The organism is Roseomonas sp. 18066, from assembly GCF_902706185.1.
Lineage (GTDB): Bacteria > Pseudomonadota > Alphaproteobacteria > Acetobacterales > Acetobacteraceae > Pseudoroseomonas.
The window spans coordinates 18,343-33,338 of record NZ_CACSJM010000061.1; the positions used below are offsets into that span (position 1 = coordinate 18,343).

Below are 14,996 nucleotides of genomic sequence, written 5' to 3' on the forward strand. Positions count from 1 at the left end.
GGGAAGGTATTCCCCCGCACCCCCCCTTCTATTTTTGATCCACGGCAGCACCGATGAACCAGGCCCTCCTCGACTCCTTGAAGACGCTCCAGCCGGAACTGGAAAAAATCCGGCAGGATATCCACGCCCATCCCGAGATCGGCATGGAAGAGGAGCGCACCGCAGCACTCGTCGCCAGCAAGCTCAAGGAATGGGGCCTGGAGGTCACCGAAGGCGTCGGCCGCTACGGCGTCGTCGGCACCCTCAAAGGCAAGCTCGCCGGGCAGCGCGCCATCGGGCTGCGCGCCGACATGGACGCGCTGCTGATCAACGAGGCCACGGGCCTGCCCTACGCCTCGGTCAACGACGGCAAGATGCATGCCTGCGGCCATGACGGCCACACCACCATGCTGCTGGGCGCCGCGCAGTATCTGGCGCAGCACCGCGACTTCGGCGGCACCATCCAGTTCATCTTCCAGCCGGCCGAGGAAGGCCGCGGCGGCGCCAAGGCGATGCTGGCCGACGGCCTCTTCGAGCGCTTCCCCGTCGACGCCGTCTACGGGCTGCACAACGAGCCGGGCCTGCCGCTCGGGCAATTCGCCATCCGCCCCGGCCCCTTCATGGCGGCGCCCGACCGCTGGCTGGTCACCTTCCGCGGCACCGGCGGCCATGGCGGCGCCACGCCGCACCTGGCGACCGACGTCACCGTGCTGCAGGCGCAGTTCATCCTGGCGCTGCAGACCGTGGTCAGCCGCAACATCTCGGCCATCGACCCGGCGGTGATCAGCGTCGGCGCCATCGCCGGCGGCGCCTTCGGCTCGACCAACGTCATGCCGGCCGAGATCCGCATCGGCGGCACCGCCCGCTCCTTCACCCCCGACGTGCGCGACATCATGGAGCGCCGCATGACCGAGCTGGCCCAGGGCCTGGCCGCCACCTTCGGCTGCACCGCCGAGGTCGCCTACAGCCGCAACGGCATCCCCGTGGTCAACCACGAGGAGCAGACCGCCATCGCCGCCCTCGCCGCCTCGGCCCTCGTCGGCACCGTGGCCGTGGACGCGAAGGCGCCGCAGATCACCGGCGGCGAGGACTTCGCCTATATGCTGGAAGCCAAGCCCGGCGCCTTCATCTTCCTGGGCCAGGGCGCCGGCGGCGCCACCTCCGAGGGGCTGCACACGCCGACCTACAACTTCAACGACGACGCCATCGCCTATGGCATCGGCTACTGGGTGTCGCTGGTCCAGGAAGAGCTGAAGCTCGCCTGAGGGGTCAGGCCTGACGCCTGAGTGTCTGGACGCCCGGTGCCAGACCCGCTTACCTGCCGCAGCCACAGCGAGAGGATTTTTCGCGCATGCGGATCGCGGCAGGATTTCTGGGGATCGGGTTGGCGCTGGGGCTCGGGCTGACGCCCGGGGCGGCGCAGGCGCCGCAACCGCCGCATGCCTGGATCTTCGGCAGCTGGACCGGCGGCTACTTCCCCGCCACCGAGACCCGCGGCGCCGACTGCGCCGGCCAGCCCAGCGTCATCTTCACCCGCGACGTGGTGATGCGCTCCAGCCCGCTGGACATTCCCTATCGCCAGCGGCTGATCGAGACCGCCTCGGCCGAGCCCAACGGCCTGACCATCCGCCTGGCCCCGCTGGCGCCGCCGGGCAGCCGCAGCCTGCCGCCCGGCATCGGCTTCGGCTGCGACGGCGACCCCAACCTGCTGCGCATCGAGCGCCGCGGCCCGGACGAGATCGTCTTCCCCAACTGCGCCGAGTTTCCGGCGCCACTGAAGCGCTGCACCAACTGAGCGCTAACCGGCGGGCCGCTACCCTGCGGCCATGCCGCCGCACCGCCTGACCGCCTACCAGCTGCCCGACGCGCCGCTCCCGCCGATCCGCCCGGCCTCGCCCCGCCGCGGCTGGATGGAGGCGACGCCGGAGTGTTTTGCCTATCGCTGCCTGCCGCTGACCATCGCCAATGCGCATGGCTGGGAAATCCAGACCCAATGCGGCGTCGAGGCCTGGTGGAATGGTGGCCCGGGGCGCGACGACCTTGTCGTGCGGGTCGTCAGGGAGGGCAGCGTCGCGCCGGTCAGCCATTTCGGCGCCGGGGTGCTGACCTTCCCGATCCCGGCGCTGCTGCGCTGCGCGCCCGGCCAGGCGCTGTGGGTCGGCGGGCCGCCCAATGCGGCGAAGGACGGCATCGCCCCGCTGACCGGCATCGTCGAGGCCGATTGGGCGCCGATGACCTTCACCATGAACTGGCGCTTCACCCGGCCCGACCATGTGGTGCGCTTCGTCCCCGGCGAGACGGTCTGCTTCTTCTTCCCGCTCGACCTGTCGCTGGCCCTCGACGCGGTGCCCGACACCCGGCCGATCGAGGCCGAGCCGGCGCTGGCCGCCAGCAACGCCGCCTGGCGCGCCAGCCGCCAGCGCTTCAACATCGACCTGCAGGACCCGGCCAGCGAGGCGCGCCGCCAGGGCTGGCAGCGCGACTATACCCGCGGCGAAGGCCCCGAAGGTGTTCGGGCAGCGACGCACCAGACCCGGCTGCGGCTGCGCCCCTTCCCGCCGCCGCCGGTCACGCCGGCAGGGTCACCAGCGCGGTGAGCCCGGCCTCGCCCCGGTTGTGCAGCACCACGTCGCCGCCATGCGCGCGCAGAATGTTGCGGGCGATGGGCAGGCCGAGGCCGGTGCCGCCGGTCTCCCGGTTGCGGCTGGTCTCCAGGCGCCGGAAGGGCTGGAACACGGCTTCCAGCGATTCCTCCGGAATGCCCGGGCCGTCGTCATTGACCTCCAGCTTCACCAACCCCTCCGGGCGGCCGCCGGCATCCTCCAGCCGGATCTTGGCGGACCCGCCATAGTTCAGGGCATTGCCGACCAGATTGGCCAGGGCCCGCTTCAGCGCGATGGGCCGCGCCCGGATGCGCAGCCGCTCGGGCCCGTCATAGGCGACGCAATCGGGGTCCATGTCGGGGCGGGCATCGGCGGCCTCGTCGAGCACGGTACGGCACAGCGCCGCCAGGTCCAGCGGCACCGAGGGCTCGGTCGCCGAATCGTCGCGGGCGAAGGCCAGCGTCGCATTGACCATGGCCTCCATCTCGTCGAGATCGGCCAGCATCTTCCGCCGCTGCTCGTCATCGTCGAGGAATTCGGCGCGCAGCCGCAGGCGCGTGATCGGCGTGCGCAGGTCATGGCCGATGGCGGCCAGCATCTGGGTGCGGTCGCCGACGAAGCGGCGGATGCGCTCGGCCATGGTGTTGAAGGCGCGCGCGGCGGTCGCGACCTCCGACGGGCCGTTCTCCGGCAGCGGCGGCGTGTTGACGTCGCGCCCGAGGCGCTCGGCGGCGCGGGCCAGCGCCGCCACCGGCCGCGTCAGCCGCCGCGTGGCCCAGAGGATCAGCGCCCAGGCGGCCCCCGTCATCAGCACGAAGGCGAACAGAAAAGTCTCGGAATGCCAGGGGCGCGGCGGCGGCACCGACAGCCACATGTTCAGCCAGGGCCCGTCCGGCAGCTGCATGGCGACGACCAGGATGCCGGGATGCGGCCCGCCGGCGACCAGCGCCTCCCTGGGGCGGAAGCGCGACAGCCCGCCGCCGATCAGGTCCAGCCGGAACAGCCGGACGAGCGCCAGCGGCGCCCGCGGCATGCCCGGCCGCACCGCCGGCATGTCCGACAGGTCGACCACCAGCCCGGGTGGCAGGTCGATGTCGTAGAGCATGGATTCGCGCCGGTCCGGCGGCGCCAGCAGCACGGTGCGCCAGACGCCGAAGGCGCGGGCGCTGATCTCGCGCGAGATCGCCAGCCGCTGCAGGTCGACGCGGTCCAGCGCATGGATGGTCAGCCCCGCCGCCTGCACCAGCATCAGCGCCAGGCTGAGGAAGAGCGCGGTCCGCCAGGCGAGGCTGCGCGGCAGCAGGCGGCGGATCACCCCGCGGCCTTGCTGCCGGCCACCGCCGCCTCATCGGCCTCGAAGGGGCCGTCGCCGGCGCCGGCATGGCCGGCATTCTTGTCGACGGTCGCCGCCAGCACATAGCCGCCGCCGCGCACCGTCTTGATCAGGCTGGGGTTGCGGCCGTCATCCTCCAGCTTGCGGCGCAGCCGGCTGACGGCGACGTCGATCGCCCGGTCGAAGGGCCCCGCCTGGCGGCCGCGCAGCAGGTCCATCAGCATGTCGCGGGTCAGCACGCGGTTGGGGCGCTCGACCAGCACCATCAGCAGCTCGTATTCGCCGCCGGTCAGCGGCACCTCGACGCCGTCCATGTTCAGCAGGCGGCGGCGGGCGGGCTCCAGGGTCCAGCCGGCGAAGCGGATGGATTTCGCCGGCGGCTCCTGGCTGGCGACGCCTTCGCCATTGGCCCGGCGCAGCACCGCCCGAATGCGGGCCAGCAGCTCGCGCGGGTTGAAGGGCTTCGCGACATAGTCGTCGGCGCCGAGCTCGAGGCCGACGATGCGGTCGGTCTCCTCGCTCATGGCGGTCAGCATGACGATGGGCACATCGGACTGGCTGCGCAGCCAGCGGGCGAAGTCCAGGCCGGACTCCCCGGGCAGCATCAGGTCCAGCACCACGAGGTGGTAGCGGCCCAGCGGCCAGAGCCTTCGCGCCTCCCGCGCATCGCGCGCGGCGGTGACGCGGCAGCCCTGCCGTTCGAGGAATTTCGACAGAAGATCGCGGATTTCCCGATCATCATCGACGACCAGGATATGCGGAGGCGGTTCCATGGGCTCGACCATAGCGGGGATATGGCAAGGATGCCTGCCCGTCATGTTACAGGAATTTGCCGCCCGGCGCGCCGTCGCACTTCGTTTCATTCCGCCCGGAAATTCAATCCGCCGCCGGCGCCGGCCGCCGCCGCCCGGCGCAATTTTTACGGCACAGGAAAACCGTCGGCACGCTTTCGCATGGGCCAGGCCAAGGCTAGGCTGGCCGCGCCATGCCGATCCAGCCCCCGATGCCGCCGCTCGCCGCCGCCCCGCCTTTGCGCGGCACCGGGCTGCGCGACCGCCGGCCGACGCGCGCCGACTGGCTGCGCTTCGCCGCCTGGGTCGCCTTCGCCATGGCGCTGGCCGGCGGCATCGCCCTGCTGGTCGAGCGGGAGCGGGAGCCGCCGGTGCTGGCCGCCCACCGCGCCTTCACCGCCAGCCCGCGCGCCGGCGGCAGCAGCCTGCCCGCCCCCGTGCTGGCGCGGCTGCCGGACCTGTCCGGCGCCGGGCTAGCGCTGGCGCAGAGCCAGCGGGTCGCCGGCGGCGTCTATGCCGGCTATCGCGGGCCCGGCGCGGGATCGTCGCGCTGCCGGCTGGGCCTCTGGCTCGGTCCGCGCGACGGGCTGCCGCCGCGCCAGCTGCCGGGGTCGCGGGTGGCGCTGATCTCGCACGGCGCCGATATGCTGTGGCTGGTGGTCGGCGGCGATGTCGATCCGCGCCGCTTCGGCCGGCTGGCCGCCGCCCTGCAGCTGGGCGGCTTGCCCGAGGACCCGCTCTGCCCTGAATAATGCGGGCATGACCGTCGTGATCGATGCGCCGCCCGTCCCCGATTGGGCGCGGGCTGGCTTGAGCGAGCTGGCCGAGCTCGACCCCGCCTTCGCCGGCATCGAGGCGGCGGCCGGGCCGCTGCCCTGGCGCAGCCGGCCGCAGGGCTTCGGCGGGCTGGCGCGCACCGTGCTGGGCCAGCAGATCAGCAACCAGGCCGCCACCGCCATCTGGAAGCGGTTTTCCGCCTTGCCCGGCGCGCTGGAGCCCGCGGGCATGATCGCGCTGACCGACGAGCAGCTGCGGACGGCGGGGCTGTCCCGCCCCAAGGTCGCGCATCTGCGCAGCCTGGCCGAGGCCTGCCTGGCGGGTGGTCTCGACTTCGCGGCGCTGCCCGGCATGGCGGATGAGGCGGCGATCGCGCATCTCTCGGCGCAGCGCGGCCTCGGGCCCTGGACCGCTCAGGTCCACCTGCTTTTCGCCGAGGAACGCCGCGACATCTTCCCGCATGGCGACGTGGCCCTGGCGGCGGGGCTGCAGCACCTGAAATCCCTGCCCGCCCGGCCGACACCGAAGGAGCTGTCGCGCCTGGCTGAGGCCTGGAGCCCCTGGCGGTCGCTGGCCGCCCGGCTGCTGTGGCACCACTGGCGCTTCGCCACCGGCCGGCCGGCGGGGGAAGCACCCTAGGCTTGCCAGCTTCGGCCATCCTTCTAGCCTGGGCCACCGCAGAGGGACGCCGCGTGGATCTGATCGATTTCGTCAAGGCCATCCGCTTCGAGGAGGGCCGGCCGCGCTTCGCCACCGCCGCGCTGGACGCCTGGTTCGCCGGCCATTTCCCGCTGGAGGTGCTGCTGGACCCGCGGGCGCTGACCATCGCGGCGGTGTCCCAGGCGGCGTTGATGACCGTCTGCCGCGAGCTGCTGACCGATGGCCTGGCCCTGGCGGTGCCGGGGCAGGACGGCGCCGCGCTGCGGGCGGCGGGGGCCGCGCTGGATCCCGGCATGGCCTATGCCGAATGGCCGGCGGCCGCGCTGCCGCCGCGCAAGGCGCTGCGCTGCCTGCTGCTGGCGGCGCCGCCACCCTTCGACCTGGCCGCGCCGCCGCTGCCTTATGCGCAGGACAAGGAGGGCTGCAGCCTGGTCGCCTTCGCCCCGGCGCCGCTGGACCTCGAGGGCGCCCTGCATTTCGACTTCCCCGGGCTCAGCCTGGCGGTGCGGCCATGACGCTGCCGCAGGCGCTCGGCCTGTCCTACCTGGCGGAGCAACCGCGGCTGGACAGCCTGGACGCGCTGCTGGCCGCGCCGCAGGGCGCCTGGGAGGCCAGCCCCGCCGAGGCCGCAACCCATCCCTGGTTCCCGACCTTCCGCGCCGGCGCCACGCCCGCCCCGCCGCGGCTGCGCCAGACCCGCAGGCCGGCGATCCGCCTGGCGGTGCTGCAGGATGCGCTGGTGCTGCCGGGCGGGCTGGTGATCGACCAGGCCAGCGGCACCCTGGTCGCCGACAGCATCAACGGCATGTTCGAGGCCGACCCGGCCTTCCTGCACCACATGCGCCCCTCGCTGCACTACCAGGGGGTGGAGCTCGACATCGCGGCGCGGCGGGCGACGGCGCGCAAGCCCTGGCCGGCGGAGGGCGAGACGCTGGAGGCGCCGGTGATGCACCTCACCTATCGCTCCGACCTCAACTACACGCATTTCATGCTCGAGGTGCTGCCGAAGCTCCTCTACTGGCGGATGCTGCCGGCGCCGCGGCCGCGCCTGCTGGTGTCGAAGCATGTGCAGCAGCACCTGGCGCCGCTGCTGGCGCTGTATGGCGTGGCGCCCGAGGCGCTGCTGGCGGTGCCCGATCCGCGCCAGGGCAAGGCCTGGCGGGTGCGGCGGCTGTATCTGGGGGCGCCGCTGCTCTGGACCCGGCCGGAGCCGGTGCGGATGCTGCGGTCCGAGGCCGAGCGCACGCCGCTGCCGCCCGGGGCGCCGCGCCGCTTCTACATCGCCCGTCCCGGCAAGAAGAACTGGTTCCGCCGGCTGCTGAACGAGGGCGCCGTGCTGGCCGAGCTGACCCGGCTGGGCTTCGTCCCCCTGGTGCTGGAGCATTACAGCCTGGCGCAGCAGGCCAGCCTGTTCCGCCAGGCCGATTGCGTCGCCGGCGTCTATGGCGGCGGGCTGTTCAACGCCATCCATGCGCCGCCGGGGGCCAGGATCCTCAGCCTGACCTCGCCCGACTACCACCGCGCCATCCTGGACAGCCTGCCGCCCGAGGAGGCGCTGCGCGGCGTGACCGTCGTCGGCGACAGCTTCTCCTGCCGGCGGGACCGCAACAACAGCCCCTTCGTGCTGGATCTCGCGGCGCTGCGGGCGGCCTGCCAGGCGCTGGCGCTGGGTTAGGCCCGGACGTCCCAGCGCTCGCAGAACGCCGCGATATCGTCGGACTGGAAGTCGGGCAGGCGCTCGATGATGGTGGCGAAGGGCCAGTCCCACCAGCGGATGCGCAGCAGGCGCTCGATGATCTCGGGCGGGAAGCGGTCGCGGATCGGGCGGGCCGGGACGCCGCCGACGATGGCGTAAGGGGCCACGTCCTTGGTCACCACGGCGCCGGCGGCCAGCACGGCGCCATGGCCCACGGTCACGCCCGGCAGCACGGTGACGCCATGGCCGATCCAGACGTCATGGCCGATGACCACGCGGGAGTCGCGGCGGTCGGCGAAGAAGCTGCCGTCGCGGCGGGCGGTCGCGTCGTAATATTCCGGGCAATAGGTGAAGCGGTGCTGCGCCGCGCGACCAGTCGGGTGGTTCGGCGCGCCGATGCGCACCATGGCGGCGATGGCGCAGAAGCGGCCGATCTCGGCATCCGCCACCATGCAATGCTGGCCCAGATAGCTGTAGTCGCCGAGCGTGCTGTATTCGATGGCGCTGTGCTCCAGCACTTCGCAGGACTGGCCGAAGACGGTCTCGCGCTGGCGGACGGTCGGGTGCAGGAAGGTTTCGGCCAGCTTGGGCAAGGGAGGCTCCTCGGGGCGCTTGGGGCCGCGCGTCATAGCGCTGCCATATGACCGTTCGGGGACAGGCGCGAGAAAGATCGGCGACGGAAGCGCTTGCTTTTCGGCCGGCGCCCGGCATGACGGGGGGCATGCCAAGCCTCCGCCTGTCGCCGCGCGTCGGCGCGACCGCCGCGCCCCCGATTCCCGCCGCCCGCGGCTGGGCCGCCCGCTATGCCGGGCAGGCCGGGCCGATGCTCGACCTGACCCAGGCGGTGCCGGGCTATCCGCCGCATCCGGAGATGCTGGCCCGCCTGGCCGAGGCCGCCGGCCAGCGCGCCGCCGCCGGCTATGGCCCGATCGATGGCGACATGCCGTTGCGGGAAGCCTTTGCCGCCGATGTCAGCGGCTTCTACGGGGCCGAGGTCGGGCCGGCCCAGGTGGCGATCACCGCGGGCTGCAACCTGGCCTTCACCATGGCGATGACGGTGCTGGCCGGCAGCGGCGACGCCGTGCTGCTGCCGACGCCCTGGTATTTCAACCACCGCATGGCGCTGGAGCTGCTGGGCATCGAGGCCCTGCCCTTCGAGACCCGCGCCGAGGACGGCTTCGTCCCGGACCCCGAGCGGCTGGCCGCGGCCCTGACGCCGAATGTCCGCGCCGTGGTGCTGGTGACGCCGAACAACCCGACGGGGGCGATCTATCCGCCGGCGGTCATCGCCGCCATCGCCGAGACCTGCCGGCAGCGCGGCATCTGGCTGGTGCTGGACGAGACCTATCGCGACTTCCTGCCCGAAAGCGCGTCCCCGCCGCATGGGCTGTTCTCCGACCCGGACTGGGGCGACGGGCTGGTGCAGCTCTATTCCTTCGCCAAGTCCTATTGCATCCCGGGGCATCGGGTCGGGGCGATCGTCGGCGGCGGCGGCTTCCGGGTGGCGCTGATGAAGCTGCTCGACACCATGCAGATCTGCGCGGCGCGGCCGGCGCAGGCGGCGCTGGCCTGGGCGGTCCCGGCGCTGGCCGAGTGGCGCCGCGGCAACCGCGCCATCATGGCCGGGCGGGCCGAGGCGTTCCGTGCCGCCCTGGCCGGGGCGCCGGACTGGCGGATCGATGCGCTGGGGACGTATTTCGCCTATCTGCGCATCCCGGCTGACCGGGGCGACGCGCTGGCGGTGGCCGAGGCGCTGGCGGCAGAGCGTGGCTTGCTGACCTTGCCGGGCCCCTTCTTCGGTCCTGGGCAGGATCGCCATCTGCGGCTGGCTTTCGCGAATGCCGAGGTCGAGGCTTTGGCCGCGCTGCCCGGCCGCCTGGGGTGAAAGGCGGCGGCGCCCTGGCGTTCTTCGGCGATCTGATCGGCCTGATCAGGTCGCTGCGGCTGCCGGACCCCTGGTTCCAGATTTTCTGGGGCGTGATGCTGGCGCTGTCGGTCTGGGTTTTGGTCCATTGGCTGAGGTCGCGCCGCAGGTAGCGCTTTGGCCTGGGTCATTCGTCCCACCGCCCCACCCTCCGCGGCAGCGCTGACAGAAAAAAGATGGGGGTCTGGGGGAATTCCTTCCCCCAGCCTTTCCCTGGCTTCCTTTCTGTCCGAAGGTCCGCCGGACTGACGAGGGGTTGGTGCGATGCGCGGTGGTTTTGGTCGTCGTGGGTTGATGGCGGGTGTGGCGGTCGCGGCTTTGGCGCGGCCGGCGGTGCTGCGGGCGCAGACCGGCCCGATCCGCATTGGCGAGATCAATTCCTACACCGCGCAGCCGGCCTTCCTGGGCCCGTACCGCAATGGCTGGCTGCTGGCGCAGGAGCAGATCAACGCCTCGGGCGGCATCGATGGCCGTCCCTTGGAGACGGTGTTCCGCGACGATGCCGGCAAGCCCGAGGATGCCGTTCGCCTGGCCGGCGAGCTGGTGAATGCCGAGGGCGTGGCGCTGCTGGCGGGCGGGTATCTGTCCAATGTCGGCCTGGCGCTGGGCGATTTCGCCAAGCAGAACAAGAAGCTCTATGCCGCCAGCGAGCCGCTGACCGATGCGCTCGTCTGGTCGCGGGGCAATCGCTACACTTTCCGGCTGCGGCCCAGCACCTATATGCAGGCCGCGATGCTGGTCGAGGAGGCGGCGAAGCTGCCGGCGAAGCGCTGGGCCACCGTCGCGCCGAATTACGAATACGGCCAGTCGGCGGTGAAGTGGTTCCGCGAGCTGCTGGCCAAGAAGCGCCCCGATGTCGAGTTCGTCGGCGAGCAGTTCCCGGCGCTGGGGCGGATCGATGCCGGGGCCACGGTGCAGGCGCTGGAGCGGCTGCGTCCCGAGGGCATTTTCAACGTCACCTTCGGCACCGACCTGCTGAATTTCGTGCGCCAGGGCAACACCCGTGGGCTGTTCGAGGGCCGTGTCGTCGCCTCGATGCTCTCCGGCGAGCCGGAATATCTCGAGCCGCTGGGCGAGGAATGCCCGGATGGCTGGATCGTCACCGGCTATCCGCGCGACGACCTCGACAACGAGGTCCATGTGAAGCTGCGCGACGCCTACCGGCAAAAATTCGGCGAGCTGCCGCGCTGCGGCTCGATCGTGGGCCATGACAATGTCCAGGCGATCGCGGCGATGCTGCGGAAAGCGCGCAGCACCGAGACCGAGGCGATGGTCGAGGCCTTCCGCGGCATCCGCTTCGCCACCGGCTATGGCACCGGCGAGGTCACCTTCCGCGCGCTGGACCACCAGTCGACGCTGGGCGCCTTCGTCGGCCGCACCAAGCTGGAGGGCAAGCGGGGCAAGATGGTCGACTGGCGCTATGCCGACGGCGCCGACTACCTGCCCGGCGAGGCCGAGGTCCGCGCCTGGCGTCCGCAAGACTGATATCCCCACGTGCTTGATTGGCAGGGGCTGGTCGTCCAGGGGCTGAACGGGCTGGCCAGCGCCTCGTCGCTGTTCCTGGTGGCCGCGGGGCTGACGGTGATCTTCGGGGTCAGCCGGATCGTCAACTTCGCCCATGGCAGCCTGTACATGCTGGGGGCTTTCCTGGCCTGGACGCTGACTGCGCATGGCCCCTTCGCCGAGCTCGGCGGCTTTTTGGGCTTCTGGGGCGCGATCCTCTCCGCCGCGCTGATCGTGGCGGCGCTGGGCGCCCTGGTGGAGATGACGGTGCTGCGCCGCCTCTACCACGCGCCGGAGCTGTTCCAGCTGCTGGCCACCTTCGCCCTGGTGCTGATCGTCCAGGATGTGGCGCTGCTGCTCTGGGGGCCGGACGACAAGTTCGGGCCGCGGGCGCCGCTGCTGCGGGGGGCGACCGTCATCTTCGGCGCGCGTTTTCCGCTGTATGAGCTGTTCCTGATCGCGGTCGGGCCGGTGGTGCTGGGGCTGCTCTGGCTGCTGCTGCATCGCAGCCGCTTCGGCATCCTGCTGCGGGCGGCGACGCATGACCGGGAAATGGTCGCGGCGCTGGGCGTCGACCAGAAGCTGCTCTTCACCGGGGTCTTCGCGCTGGGGGCCGGGCTGGCCGGGCTGGGCGGCGCGCTGCAGATCCCGCGCGAGGCCGTGACGCTGCACATGGACATGGCCGTCATCGTCGAGGCCTTCGTCGTCGTGGTCATCGGGGGCCTGGGCAGCCTCGGCGGTGCGGCGCTGGCGGCGCTGATCATCGGCGAGCTGCATGCCTTCGGCATCCTGGTCTTCCCCCGCATCACCCTGGTGCTGGTCTTCCTGGTGATGGCGGTGGTGCTGGTGCTGCGGCCGCAGGGGCTGCTGGGCCGCGGCGCCGAGACCGCCCCGGTCGCCGCCCCTGCCCCGCCGCTGCCCGGGTCCCTGCCGCCGGCGCTGCGATGGGCCGCCATCGCCGCCGTCGCGGTGCTGGTGGCCGTGGCGCCCTTCCTCGGCGACTATCCGCTGATCCTGCTGGCCGATTTTGCCGTGCTGGTGCTCTTCGCCGCCAGCCTGCACCTGATCATGGGCCCGGGCGGCATGGCGAGCTTCGGCCACGCCGCCTATTTCGGCGCCGGCGCCTATGCCGCCGCCCTGCTGTTCAAGCACCTGGCCGCGCCGATGGAGGTCGGGCTGATCGCCGCCCCCTTCGCCGCCGGGCTGGTCGGGCTGCTCTTCGGCTGGTTCTGCGTGCGGCTGTCGGGCGTCTATGCCGCCATGCTGACCCTGGCCTTCGCCCAGATCGCCTGGAGCGTTTCCTTCCAGTGGGTCGAGGTGACGGGGGGCGACAACGGCATCCTGGGCGTCTGGCCGAGCGACTGGGCGCGCGGGCGGCTGGTGTTCTTCTATCTGTCGCTGGCGCTGTCGGCGGCCGGCGTGGTGGTGCTGCGGCGGATCATCCACGCCCCCTTCGGCCTGGCGCTGCGGGCGCAACGCGATTCCCCGCTGCGCGCGGAGGCCATCGGGCTGGACGGCTTCTTCCTGCGTTGGATCGCCTTCGCGGTCAGCGCGGCGCTGGCGGGGCTGGCGGGGGCGCTCTTCGCCTATGGCAAGGGCAGCGTGTTTCCCTCCTTCCTTGGCATCCCGCGCAGCGTCGACGGGCTGCTGATGGTGCTGCTGGGCGGGGTGCAGACGCTCACCGGGCCGATCGTCGGCGCCATCGCCTATGCCGGGCTGCAGGAGCAGCTGGCCCGGGCCACCGACTACTGGCGGCTGGTGCTGGGGCTGGTGATCCTGGCGCTCGTGCTGTTCTTCCCGCGCGGGCTGGCCGGCGCCTTCGCCCGGCGCGCCGCATGACCGCCCCCGTGCTGCAGGCCGAGGGGCTGGTGAAGGCTTGGGGCGGGGTGCGGGCGGTGGATGGCGTGTCCTTCGCCCTGGCCCCCGGCGAGATGCTGGCGCTGATCGGCCCCAACGGCGCCGGGAAAAGCACTCTTTTCAATTTGCTGAACGGCCAGGTGCGCGCCGATGCCGGGCGGGTGCGGCTGGGCGGCGTCGACGTCACCGGCCTGCCGCCGCGCAAGCTGTGGCGGCGGGGGGTGGGGCGAACCTTCCAGATCACCGCGACCTTCGCCTCGCTGAGCGTCGCCGAGAATGTCCGGCTGGCGCTGCTGTCGCACCACCGGCGGGTGTTTTCCTTCATCAGGCCCTCTGGCGATCTCTTCGCCGGGGAGGCGCAGGCGCTGCTGGACCGCGTCGGCATGGCGGCCCAGGCGGCAAGGACCTGCGGCGTGCTGGCCTATGGCGACCTGAAGCGGGTGGAGCTCGCCATGGCGCTCGCCAACCGCCCGCGCCTGCTGCTGATGGACGAGCCCACCGCCGGCATGGCGCCCGAATCCCGGCTCGCCTTGATGGCGCAGACCGCCGCCATCGCCCGCGCCGAGAACATCGCCGTGCTGTTCACCGAGCACGACATGGATGTCGTCTTCGGCCATGCCGCGCGCGTCATGGTGCTGGACCGCGGCCGGTTGATCGCCGAGGGCGCGCCGGAGGCCGTGCGCGCCGATCCGCGTGTCCGCGAAAGCTATCTGGGGAAGCAGGGCTGATGCTGGCGGTCGACGACCTGCAGGCGCATTACGGCCGCGCCCATATCCTGCACGGGGTCAGCCTGGGCGTCGCCGCCGGCGAGGTGGCCTGCCTGCTCGGCCGCAACGGCGCCGGCAAGAGCACCACGATGAAGGCGATCATGCGCCTGCTGCCGCCGACCGGGGGCAGCGTCCGCTTCGAGGGGCAGGACCTGGCCGGGCTGGCGCCGCATGACGTGGCCCGCCTCGGCCTCGGCTACGTCCCCGAGGAGCGCCGCATCTTCCCCGAGCTGACGGTGGCCGAAAACCTCGAGGTCGGCCGCCGCCCGCCCCGCCCCGGCCAGGCGCCCTGGACGGCCGAGCGGCTCTACGCCCTGTTCCCCAGCCTCGGCGCGATGAAAAAGCGCCCGGGCGGGCGGATGAGCGGCGGCGAGCAGCAGATGCTGGCCATCGCCCGCACGCTGATGGGCAATCCGCGGCTGCTGCTGCTGGACGAGCCCTCGGAAGGCCTGGCCCCGGTGGTGGTCGACCGCCTGGCCGAGGCGCTGCTGGGGCTGAAATCCGAGGGCCTGGCCATCCTGCTGTCGGAGCAGAACCCGGGCTTCGCCGCCAGCATCGCCGATCACGCCTGGCTGCTGGAGACCGGGCATATCCGGCATCACGGGCCGATGGCGGCGGTGATGGCCGATGCCGGGCTCAGGGCGCGCTACCTGTCGGTCTGAGCGTCCAGCGGGTCACACCCCAATGACCAAGACCGCCAGCCGGCCGGCGAACCAGCCGCCGCCCATGCCGATCACCATGGCCAGCATCAGCTGGCGGCTGGCGCGGTGCCAGCGCTTCCAGGGCAATGCCGCCAGGGCGTCGCGCGCCGCCTCGGGCGAGGAGAAGATGGGGGGAAGCGCGGGCAGGCCATGCAGGCCCGCCCGCGCCCAGCCGGTGCGCCGCCCGTCGCGCGGCGCGATCCGCCAGGAGGGGGGCGCCGCAGGGGCATGCGGCGAGATCCAGGAGAACGGCGCAGCGGGGGGAAAGGAGGGGCTCGGCATGCCCGGATGCGAACATAAAAAGAACATGGCCACAAGCGCGGCCCGGGCACAGCCTGGCAGGAATCAGAACAAAGCGGGAAACTTTTTGGTGAGGGGATCGTAACGACCCCCTCCCCCCAGGCC

Annotated in this window: 16 protein-coding genes; 12 read left to right on the top strand and 4 right to left on the bottom strand. The window is 72.2% G+C overall.

Annotated elements, in window-relative coordinates; translation table 11 throughout:
• Positions 1 to 53: 53 nt before the first annotated feature.
• The 3 genes from GVN67_RS14175 to GVN67_RS14185 all read left to right on the top strand — a co-directional run bounded on the left by GVN67_RS14175 (position 54) and on the right by GVN67_RS14185 (position 2,576).
• On the top strand, positions 54 to 1,244 hold the full coding sequence (locus tag GVN67_RS14175; protein WP_159997018.1) for a M20 aminoacylase family protein: 1,191 nt from the start codon (positions 54 to 56) through the stop codon (positions 1,242 to 1,244).
• Positions 1,245 to 1,330: 86 nt separating this feature from the next.
• Complete coding sequence (locus GVN67_RS14180; protein ID WP_159997020.1) at positions 1,331 to 1,774, top strand: hypothetical protein; 444 nt, start codon at positions 1,331 to 1,333, stop codon at positions 1,772 to 1,774.
• Positions 1,775 to 1,805: 31 nt separating this feature from the next.
• Positions 1,806 to 2,576, top strand: a complete 771-nt coding sequence (locus tag GVN67_RS14185) for a DUF6065 family protein (RefSeq protein ID WP_159997022.1) — start codon at positions 1,806 to 1,808, stop codon at positions 2,574 to 2,576.
• Here the strand turns inward: GVN67_RS14185 and GVN67_RS14190 are convergent.
• Together GVN67_RS14190 and GVN67_RS14195 are read right to left on the bottom strand one after the other, a co-directional pair.
• A complete protein-coding gene (locus GVN67_RS14190) occupies positions 2,548 to 3,897 on the bottom strand; it encodes an ATP-binding protein (RefSeq protein WP_159997024.1) in 1,350 nt (449 codons plus the stop codon). The genes GVN67_RS14185 and GVN67_RS14190 overlap by 29 nt on opposite strands.
• Entirely contained in the window at positions 3,894 to 4,688 is a 795-nt protein-coding gene (locus tag GVN67_RS14195; protein ID WP_235035300.1) for a response regulator, read from the bottom strand. The genes GVN67_RS14190 and GVN67_RS14195 overlap by 4 nt, the downstream gene beginning before the upstream one ends.
• Before the next feature lie 212 nt (positions 4,689 to 4,900).
• Here GVN67_RS14195 and GVN67_RS14200 point away from each other — a divergent pair, with 212 nt between their 5' ends.
• Genes GVN67_RS14200 through GVN67_RS14215 form a run of 4 tightly spaced genes read left to right on the top strand, consistent with a single transcriptional unit; the run spans position 4,901 to position 7,818 of the window.
• The gene (locus GVN67_RS14200; protein ID WP_159997026.1) at positions 4,901 to 5,458 is read left to right on the top strand and encodes a hypothetical protein; all 558 of its coding nucleotides are present in this window, start codon (positions 4,901 to 4,903) and stop codon (positions 5,456 to 5,458) included.
• 7 nt (positions 5,459 to 5,465) lie between these two features.
• On the top strand, positions 5,466 to 6,122 hold the full coding sequence (locus GVN67_RS14205; RefSeq protein ID WP_159997028.1) for a DNA-3-methyladenine glycosylase: 657 nt from the start codon (positions 5,466 to 5,468) through the stop codon (positions 6,120 to 6,122).
• Positions 6,123 to 6,175: 53 nt separating this feature from the next.
• Positions 6,176 to 6,658, top strand: coding sequence for a hypothetical protein (locus tag GVN67_RS14210; protein WP_159997030.1), 483 nt, complete (start codon positions 6,176 to 6,178; stop codon positions 6,656 to 6,658).
• The gene (locus GVN67_RS14215; protein WP_159997032.1) at positions 6,655 to 7,818 is read left to right on the top strand and encodes a DUF563 domain-containing protein; all 1,164 of its coding nucleotides are present in this window, start codon (positions 6,655 to 6,657) and stop codon (positions 7,816 to 7,818) included. The genes GVN67_RS14210 and GVN67_RS14215 overlap by 4 nt, the downstream gene beginning before the upstream one ends.
• On the opposite strand, the gene GVN67_RS14220 is transcribed toward GVN67_RS14215, so the two are convergent.
• Positions 7,815 to 8,432, bottom strand: a complete 618-nt coding sequence (locus GVN67_RS14220) for a DapH/DapD/GlmU-related protein (protein WP_304621461.1) — start codon at positions 8,430 to 8,432, stop codon at positions 7,815 to 7,817. The genes GVN67_RS14215 and GVN67_RS14220 overlap by 4 nt on opposite strands.
• Before the next feature lie 128 nt (positions 8,433 to 8,560).
• Here GVN67_RS14220 and GVN67_RS14225 point away from each other — a divergent pair, with 128 nt between their 5' ends.
• The 5 genes from GVN67_RS14225 to GVN67_RS14245 all read left to right on the top strand — a co-directional run bounded on the left by GVN67_RS14225 (position 8,561) and on the right by GVN67_RS14245 (position 14,552).
• On the top strand, positions 8,561 to 9,724 hold the full coding sequence (locus tag GVN67_RS14225) for an aminotransferase (protein WP_159997036.1): 1,164 nt from the start codon (positions 8,561 to 8,563) through the stop codon (positions 9,722 to 9,724).
• Between the two features lie 333 nt (positions 9,725 to 10,057).
• Positions 10,058 to 11,248: an ABC transporter substrate-binding protein gene (locus GVN67_RS14230; RefSeq protein ID WP_235035301.1), complete on the top strand. Its 1,191-nt coding sequence runs from the start codon at positions 10,058 to 10,060 to the stop codon at positions 11,246 to 11,248.
• A 9-nt stretch (positions 11,249 to 11,257) separates the two neighbouring features.
• The gene (locus tag GVN67_RS14235; protein WP_200845256.1) at positions 11,258 to 13,105 is read left to right on the top strand and encodes an ABC transporter permease; all 1,848 of its coding nucleotides are present in this window, start codon (positions 11,258 to 11,260) and stop codon (positions 13,103 to 13,105) included.
• Entirely contained in the window at positions 13,102 to 13,851 is a 750-nt protein-coding gene (locus GVN67_RS14240) for an ABC transporter ATP-binding protein (protein ID WP_159997040.1), read from the top strand. Before GVN67_RS14235 ends, GVN67_RS14240 begins: the two co-directional genes overlap by 4 nt.
• On the top strand, positions 13,851 to 14,552 hold the full coding sequence (locus tag GVN67_RS14245; protein ID WP_159997042.1) for an ABC transporter ATP-binding protein: 702 nt from the start codon (positions 13,851 to 13,853) through the stop codon (positions 14,550 to 14,552). The genes GVN67_RS14240 and GVN67_RS14245 overlap by 1 nt, the downstream gene beginning before the upstream one ends.
• Before the next feature lie 12 nt (positions 14,553 to 14,564).
• Here GVN67_RS14245 and GVN67_RS14250 read toward each other — a convergent pair whose 3' ends face one another.
• Positions 14,565 to 14,873 carry a hypothetical protein gene (locus GVN67_RS14250; RefSeq protein ID WP_159997044.1) on the bottom strand — a complete coding sequence of 103 codons (309 nt, stop codon included), beginning with the start codon at positions 14,871 to 14,873 and terminating at the stop codon, positions 14,565 to 14,567.
• Positions 14,874 to 14,996 lie beyond the last annotated feature (123 nt).